Genomic DNA, 7030 nt, shown 5'->3' on the forward strand with positions numbered 1-7030 from the left:
GTCCTTGTAGGCGTGTCCTCGCTTGGGGTGTGGGGGCAGCAGTGGGCGAAGTTGAGCCCACTGCTGCTCGGTTAAATCTGTCCGTCCCATCCCCCCATCCTCCCAAATTCACCCAGACAGACCCTAGAACCGGACAGCAGTTCCTCGACCGCCTCCGCCAAAACCCCCCGAACCTCTACGTAGACGGCGCGCGGGTCGAGGACCCCACCACCCACCCCGCCACCCGCAACATCGCCCACTCGCTCGCCGGGCTGTACGACCTCCAACACGACCCCCGCCTCCGCGACGTGCTGACGTACGAGGAGAACGGCGAGCGGTACGCGACCTCCTTCATGGTGCCGCGCACGAAGGACGACCTGCGCAAGATCGGGGAGGCGCACCGCCTCCGCGCGAACTACTCGCTGGGCACGCTGGGCCGCGCGCCCGACTACATGAACACGAACGTCATGGCCGCCGGAATGGCGAGCGACTACTTCGACCAGTGTGAGCACAGCGGGGAGAAGGGCTCGGGTCGCAACTTCAGCGAGAACATGCGCCGCTTTTACGAGTACGTGCGCGACCACGACCTGTGCCTCACCCACGCGCTGACCAACCCGCAGGTCAACCGCAGCAAGCAGGCATCCGAGTTGCCTGACCCCTACATCGCCATGGGGATCGTCGAGGAGACGGAGGCGGGCGTCATCGTGCGTGGCGCCCGGATGCTCGCCACCCTGCCCATCGCCGACGAAATCCTGATCTTCCCCTCCACGGTCATCAAGGAGAATGGCGACAAGAGCCGCTACGCGATGGGCTTCGGCCTGCCCACCAACGCGCCCGGCCTCTATTTCCAGTGCCGCGAGCCCTTCGACCTGGGGCGCGACGTAGAGGACCATCCCCTGTCGAGCCGCTTCGACGAGCAGGATGCCTTCGTGATCTTCGACGACGTGCTCGTGCCCTGGGAGCGTGTCTTCCTGATGTACGACCTGACGCTCGCCAATCAGGCGTACTCGAAGACCGACGCCGTGCTCCACATGGCCTACCAGGTGGTGAACCAGAAAGTCTCCAAGACCGAGGCGTTCCTGGGCATCGCGCAGAGCATCGTGGACACGGTGGGCAGCGGACAGTTCCAGCACGTGCAGCAGAAGGTCTCGGAGATCATCATCACGCTGGAGATTATGAAAGCCCTTCAGGTGGCGGCGGTGGAAGGCGCCCAACTCAACGGGTACGGCGTGATGACCCCCGCCCGCGGACCGCTCGACGCCGCGCGCAACTACTACCCCAGCATCTATCCGCGCCTGAACGAGATCATCCAGCTTCTCGGCGCGTCGGGGATCATCATGATGCCGGGCAAGGCGGACCGCGAGGGGCCGCTCGGGGGATTCATCGAGAAGCACCTCCAGGCGACGAACGCGAGCGCGGAGGACCGCCTGAAACTCTTCCGGCTGGCCTGGGACCTGACGCTCTCGGCCTTCGGCGCGAGGCAGAACCTCTACGAGAAGCACTTCTTCGGCGATCCCATCCGGATGTACAGCGCCCTGTACGAGGTGTACGACAAGCGGCCATACGTGGAGCGCATCCGGCAGTTCCTGCACCAGCGGCAGCCGGTCGCCGCCAACTGAGGTTCCCGCCATGCAACCGAACACCATCCGCATCGCCCACGGCGTTTTCTACGTCACCGACCTTGCGCGGTCCCGGCGCTTCTACGTGGACCTGCTCGGCCTGAACGTCCTGCACGAGACCGAGGGTGCCCTGTACCTGCGCGCCAACGAGGACCGCGAGTGGACGCTCAAGCTCGAACTCGCCCCCGAGGCGGGCGTCAAGCACCTCGCCTATCGGGTGGGAACGACCGCCGACCTCGACGCCCTTGTGCAGTTCCTCGACGGGCAGGGCATCCCGCACCGCTGGGAGATGGAGGTGGACCGTCCCCGTCTGCTGCGCTTTCAGGACCCCTACGGCGTTCCCGTCGCGTTCTACGCGGAGTCGGTCAAGCACCCCTGGCTGCTTCAGGACTACCACCTGCACCGGGGCGCGGGCCTGCAACGCATCGACCACATCAACGTGATGACGCCGGACGTGGAAGGCGTGATGCGCTGGTATATGGATCACCTGGGCTTCCGCCTGAGTGAGTACACGGAAGACGAGCACGGCAAGATCTGGGCCGCCTGGATTCAGCGCCGGGGCAGCGTACACGACCTCGCGCTTACCAACGGCACGGGGCCGAGGTTGCACCACTTCGCCTACTGGATGCCCGACATGCAGAGCATCATCCGTGCCTGCGACATCCTGGCGGGTGCCCGGATGCCGGAGCACATCGAGCGCGGCCCCGGTCGGCACGGCATCTCCAATGCGTTCTTCCTCTACATCCGCGACCCCGACGGGCACCGCATCGAGCTATACACCAGCGACTACGTGACGGTGGACCCCGACTTCGAGCCGATCCGCTGGTCCCTGAACGACCCCCGGCGGCAGACCCTCTGGGGCGCCAGGACGCCGAGGAGCTGGTTCGAGGAGGGCTCGCTGCTGGAAGCCTTCGACGGCGGCTGGGTGACCCCGCAGGAGGGCGAGTTGCGGGGGCTGCCGGTGCATGTGATTTAGGTGGAGGGCGACCCCTCCCCCGCTTCGCGGGGACCTCCCCTTAAAAGGGAGGCAAGGGTCAAACCTGGCTCCCCTCTAAGGGGAGCTGTCCGCGCAGCGGACTGAGGGGTCCGCCCGTGACCTCACCACTCCTCACCCAGAAAGGCCCGACCATGAAAACCGCCCGTTTCCTCTCCCGCGGACGCCTGCACCAGGGCACCCTGAAAAATGACCTGCTTATCGACGCGGCGGGCGAAGGCCATCACCCCGACGACGTGCAATTCCTGCTTCCCGTCACCCCCGGCAAGGTCATCGCCCTCGCCCTGAACTACGCTGACCACGTGGCGGAGCTGGGCTTCAAGACGCCCGAGGAACCCGTGATGTTCCTCAAGCCGAACACCAGCCTTCTCCCCCACCGGGGAACCGTGGAGTACCCGCGCGGCGCGCAGTTCATGCACTACGAGGTCGAACTCGGCATCGTGATCGGGCGCAACGCCCGGCGGGTGAAGGCGAAGGACGCGGCGGACTACATCGGCGGGTACACCATCGCCAACGATCTGGTCGTGCGCGATTACGTCTCGAACTACTACCGCCCCCCCATGCGGGCGAAAGGCTGGGACACCTTCGGACCGCTCGGGCCGTACCTGGTCAGCGCCGACGAGGTGCCCGACCCGTACAACCTCGGGCTGCGGGCGTACGTGAACGGGGAACTGCGGCAGGAAGGCTCCACCCGCGACATGATCCTCAAGGGTCCCGAGCTGATCGAGTTCATGTCCCGCTTCATGACGCTGGAGGCCGGGGACGTGATCCTCACCGGCACCCCCAAGGGCGTCTCGCACGTCCACCCGGGCGACGTGATGCGCATGGAGATCGACGGGTTAGGCGCCCTGGAGAACGACGTGCAGTGGGAGACGGACGCCGCCGAGCCCCTCATCGCCCAGGAAGGCGTGCGACAGTAGGCCCCGGAGGTTTCCCCTTGCCGCACGTCATCATCGAATACACCGACAACCTCAAGGGCGAGACGGACATTCCCACGCTGCTGGAGGACATCCATCGGGTGCTGATCGGTCACGCGGAAGTGTTTCCTGTCGGCGGCATCCGCTCGCGCGCCGTCGCCCTGCACGACTACCGGGTCGCGGACGGGCGGGAGGACGACGCCTTCGTCCACGTCACCCTCAAGATCGGCGCGGGCCGCAGCGACGAGGTGAAGAAACAGGTCGGCGACGAGCTGTTCGGCGTGATCAAGGCGCACTTCGCGGAGCTGTTCGCGCGGCGGTACCTCGCCCTCTCGATGGAACTCCAGGAGTTCAGCGAGGCGGGCACGTACAAGCACAACAACATCCACGCCCGTTTTAAGAAGTAGGGCGGGAAGATCAAGGGACCGAATGCTGACCGACACCCAACTCCAAGACGCCGCCGCCCGCCTGAACGAGGCGGAGAAGACCCGGCGGCAGATTCGCCAACTTTCCCTGGAATACCCGGACATCACCATCGACGACGCCTACCGCATCCAGCGCGCGTGGGTAGACCTGAAGCTGGGTGAGGGCCGCACCCTCTACGGGCACAAGATCGGCCTGACCTCCCGCGCCATGCAGATGTCCTCGAACATCACCGAGCCCGACTACGGCGCGCTTCTCGACGACATGGTGTTTCCGGAAGGCTCCGAGATTCCCACCTCGCGCTTCATCGTCCCGAAGGTGGAGGTCGAACTCGCCTTCCTGCTGGAGCGGGACCTGAGCGGGCCGAACTGCACGGTCTTCGACGTGCTTGGGGCGTCCAGTTACGTGGTGCCCGCCATCGAGATCATCGACGCGCGCATCGAGCGCATCGACCGGGAGAGCGGCGTGACCCGCAAGGTGTTCGACACCATCAGCGACAACGCGGCGAACGCGGGCATCATCCTGGGGGGGCGTCCCGTGCGGCCTCACGACGTGGACCTGCGCTGGGTCGGCGCGCTGCTGTACCGGAACGGCGTGATCGAGGAGACGGGTGTGGCGGCGGGGGTCCTGAACCACCCGGCGACCGGCGTGGCGTGGCTGGCGAACAAACTCTGGCCGCACGGCGTGACGCTCAGAGCGGGGCAGGTCATCCTGGCAGGGTCGTTCACGCGGCCCGTCGACGCGCAGCCCGGCGACACCTTCCACGCGGACTACGGCCCCCTGGGCGGCGTGGCCTTCCGGTTCGCCCCATGAGCGAGATCGCCAACCCCTTCCTGCGGGCCCTGCGCGCGCGTGAACTCCAGGTGGGCCTCTGGCTGGCCCTGGCCGACCCCTACTGCGCGGAGGTGTGCGCGGGGGCGGGTTTCGACTGGCTCCTCATCGACGGCGAGCACGCCCCGAACGACGTGCGCTCCACGTTGAGCCAGCTTCAGGCGGTCGCACCCCATCCCGTCGCGCCCATCGTCCGCCCGGTGGTCGGGGAGACGTGGCTGATCAAGCAATACCTCGACCTGGGTGTCCAGACGCTGCTCGTTCCGATGGTGGAGACGGCGGAGCAGGCCCGCGCGCTCGTGGCGGCGACCCGCTACCCTCCTCGCGGCGTGCGGGGCGTCGGCAGCGCCCTGGCCCGCGCCTCACGCTGGAACCGCGTCCCCGACTACCTGCACCGCGCCGACGACGAAATCTGCCTGCTCGTGCAGGTCGAGAGCCGCCGCGGCCTGGAGAATCTGGAGGAGATCGCCGCCGTGGAGGGGGTGGAGGGCGTGTTCATCGGGCCCGCCGACCTGAGCGCCAGCCTGGGGCATCTGGGCAGGCCGGGCCACCAGGAGGTCCAGGACGCCATCGGGCGGGCGATTGCGACCATCGTCGCCTCTGGCAAGGCGGCGGGCATCCTGTCGAGCGACGAGGCGCAGGCGCGGGGGTACATCGCCCAGGGCTGCACCTTCGTGGCGGTGGGGGTGGACGTGAGCCTGCTCGCCCGCGCCACCGGGGACCTCGCGGCGCGCTTCGGACGGGGGGGGCGGACCTCCTCCGGGTCGGGGGGCGTCTACTGAGGAACGGGCGGGGGCCCGGAGTGGGGTCACGCTCCGCCGCGCCCAGGTCCTCCAGTCGCCGGGCCAGCTTCGGCCCGCCCGCCACGTTCAGCGGGCAGACAGACCCACGGTAAAGGACCCGGGCTCCCGGGCTCTGGCCCGCTCACCCCGGGCCGCCCAGGATCGCGACGACGTAGGCGACGTACAGGGCGAGGAGCACCACACCCCGCCCGCGCCCGATCCAGCCCGCGCGGGTGGGCCACGTCACCGCGACGGTGAGCAGGCCGAAGAGCAGCCCCACCGCGACGGTGCGCCAGTCGAGCGCGATGGGGGTGATCAGAGCCGCCACGCTCACGATGAAGAGGGTGTTGAAGATGTTGCTCCCGAGGATGGTGCCCAGGCCCAGATCGGCGTGCCCGCGCCACTTGGCGATCAGGGTGGTGGCGAGCTCGGGGGTGCTCGTCGCCAGCGCCACCACGGTCGCTCCCACGACGAACTTGTCGAGCTCCCAGGCCGCGGCGAGGCCCTGCGCCCCCACCACGATCAATCGGCCCGCCAGGACGAGCAGCGCCAGACCGAGCAGGCTCAGCCCCACGACCGGGCCGCGCCGCAGCGGGCCGCCCTCCTCGACTGCTCCCCGCTGACGCCGGGCCTCGCGCACCACGGCGGCGAGCCACGCGGCGAAGAGGGCCAGGAAGAGCCCCGCGTCGAGGCGCGAGACCTCCCCGTCGAGCACGACCGCGAGGGTCAGCAGCGGCGTGAGCAGGGCGACCGGGAAGTCCCGCCGCACGCTGTCACGCGGGGCCGCCATCCCGGAGAGCAGCAGGGCGGCGCCCAGGATCAGCCCGACGTTGGCGACGTTCGTGCCCACGGCGTCTCCCAGCGCGATGTCGGGCACGCCCGCCGCCCCGGCATTCACGGCGACCGCGAGTTCCGGGCTGGAGGTGGCGAAGGCCGCCACCGTCACGCCGATCAGGTGGGCGGGGACCCGGGCGAGCCGCGCCAGCCCGGTCGCGCCGCGCACGAACAGCTCGCCGCCGAGCACGGCGCACACCACGCCCAGCGCGAGCAGGAGGGCAGGGGACATGGCCCAGGAATACCACGTGGCGCCCCGAACGGAAGAGTTTGGCGGGGGTGAAGAGGGGGCCACCGTGTTCACATGTCGCGCCCGTACGCTGAGGGCACAACCGCGGGGGAGTAGCCGCCTGAGAGCAGGTGCGCGCGCCGTCAGTCCGAAAGCAACGCTTTCCGGCGCTTCGCAGCGAGGGCCAGACCCACAGAGGAGGTGTGACATGCGTCCGTCCACTCGGGTCTGGCCCCGGTTCCTGCGGCACTCGGCGTAACACGGCCACCACTGGGCACGGCCCCCGCGCCGTGGGGAGGGTTCCCCATGTTCCACGCCATTCTGGTTCCGGTCGACGGCTCGGGCACGGGCAACCGCGCCGCGAGCGGGGCCCTCGCGCTCGCCGGGCGGCTCGGCGCCCGCGTCACCTTCCTGCACGTGCC

Annotated in this window: 8 protein-coding genes and 1 pseudogene; 7 read left to right on the plus strand and 2 right to left on the minus strand. The window is 68.7% G+C overall.

The window, feature by feature from the left end; genetic code table 11:
- A pseudogene (locus A7B18_RS20770) lies at positions 1-90 on the minus strand (IS5-like element ISDge16 family transposase); the annotation flags it as partial.
- On the opposite strand from A7B18_RS20770, the gene hpaB reads away from it, so the two are divergent.
- From hpaB to hpaI, 6 genes are all read left to right on the plus strand, one after another.
- On the plus strand, positions 78-1598 hold the full coding sequence (gene hpaB, locus A7B18_RS20775) for a 4-hydroxyphenylacetate 3-monooxygenase, oxygenase component (RefSeq protein ID WP_102128577.1): 1521 nt from the start codon (positions 78-80) through the stop codon (positions 1596-1598). The pseudogene A7B18_RS20770 and the gene hpaB sit on opposite strands and share 13 nt — an antisense overlap.
- A gap of 10 nt (positions 1599-1608) precedes the next feature.
- Entirely contained in the window at positions 1609-2574 is a 966-nt protein-coding gene (hpaD, locus tag A7B18_RS20780; RefSeq protein WP_102128571.1) for a 3,4-dihydroxyphenylacetate 2,3-dioxygenase, read from the plus strand.
- A gap of 152 nt (positions 2575-2726) precedes the next feature.
- Positions 2727-3512: a fumarylacetoacetate hydrolase family protein gene (locus A7B18_RS20785; protein ID WP_102128572.1), complete on the plus strand. Its 786-nt coding sequence runs from the start codon at positions 2727-2729 to the stop codon at positions 3510-3512.
- A 17-nt stretch (positions 3513-3529) separates the two neighbouring features.
- On the plus strand, positions 3530-3916 hold the full coding sequence (locus A7B18_RS20790; RefSeq protein WP_102128573.1) for a 5-carboxymethyl-2-hydroxymuconate Delta-isomerase: 387 nt from the start codon (positions 3530-3532) through the stop codon (positions 3914-3916).
- A 22-nt stretch (positions 3917-3938) separates the two neighbouring features.
- Positions 3939-4745: a 2-oxo-hept-4-ene-1,7-dioate hydratase gene (hpaH, locus tag A7B18_RS20795; protein ID WP_102128574.1), complete on the plus strand. Its 807-nt coding sequence runs from the start codon at positions 3939-3941 to the stop codon at positions 4743-4745.
- Positions 4742-5545: a 4-hydroxy-2-oxoheptanedioate aldolase gene (gene hpaI / locus A7B18_RS20800; RefSeq protein WP_102128575.1), complete on the plus strand. Its 804-nt coding sequence runs from the start codon at positions 4742-4744 to the stop codon at positions 5543-5545. The genes hpaH and hpaI overlap by 4 nt, the downstream gene beginning before the upstream one ends.
- Before the next feature lie 142 nt (positions 5546-5687).
- Here hpaI and A7B18_RS20805 read toward each other — a convergent pair whose 3' ends face one another.
- Positions 5688-6611, minus strand: a complete 924-nt coding sequence (locus tag A7B18_RS20805) for a sodium:calcium antiporter (protein ID WP_102128576.1) — start codon at positions 6609-6611, stop codon at positions 5688-5690.
- Between the two features lie 303 nt (positions 6612-6914).
- On the opposite strand from A7B18_RS20805, the gene A7B18_RS23150 reads away from it, so the two are divergent.
- The coding region (locus tag A7B18_RS23150) for a universal stress protein (protein ID WP_180970288.1) at positions 6915-7030 on the plus strand (116 nt) is incomplete at its 3' end.

It is taken from the genome of Deinococcus planocerae, assembly GCF_002869765.1.
GTDB classification, from domain to species: Bacteria; Deinococcota; Deinococci; order Deinococcales; family Deinococcaceae; genus Deinococcus; species Deinococcus planocerae.

Bases quoted from the DNA above. Each gene is read 5' to 3' on its own strand.
- hpaD (WP_102128571.1), top strand. From the start codon at position 1,609: ATGCAACCGAACACCATCCGCATCGCCCACGGCGTTTTCTACGTCACC.
- A7B18_RS20785 (WP_102128572.1), top strand. From the start codon at position 2,727: ATGAAAACCGCCCGTTTCCTCTCCCGCGGACGCCTGCACCAGGGCACC.
- hpaH (WP_102128574.1), top strand. From the start codon at position 3,939: ATGCTGACCGACACCCAACTCCAAGACGCCGCCGCCCGCCTGAACGAG.
- hpaI (WP_102128575.1), top strand. From the start codon at position 4,742: ATGAGCGAGATCGCCAACCCCTTCCTGCGGGCCCTGCGCGCGCGTGAA.
- A7B18_RS20805 (WP_102128576.1), bottom strand. From the start codon at position 6,611: ATGTCCCCTGCCCTCCTGCTCGCGCTGGGCGTGGTGTGCGCCGTGCTC.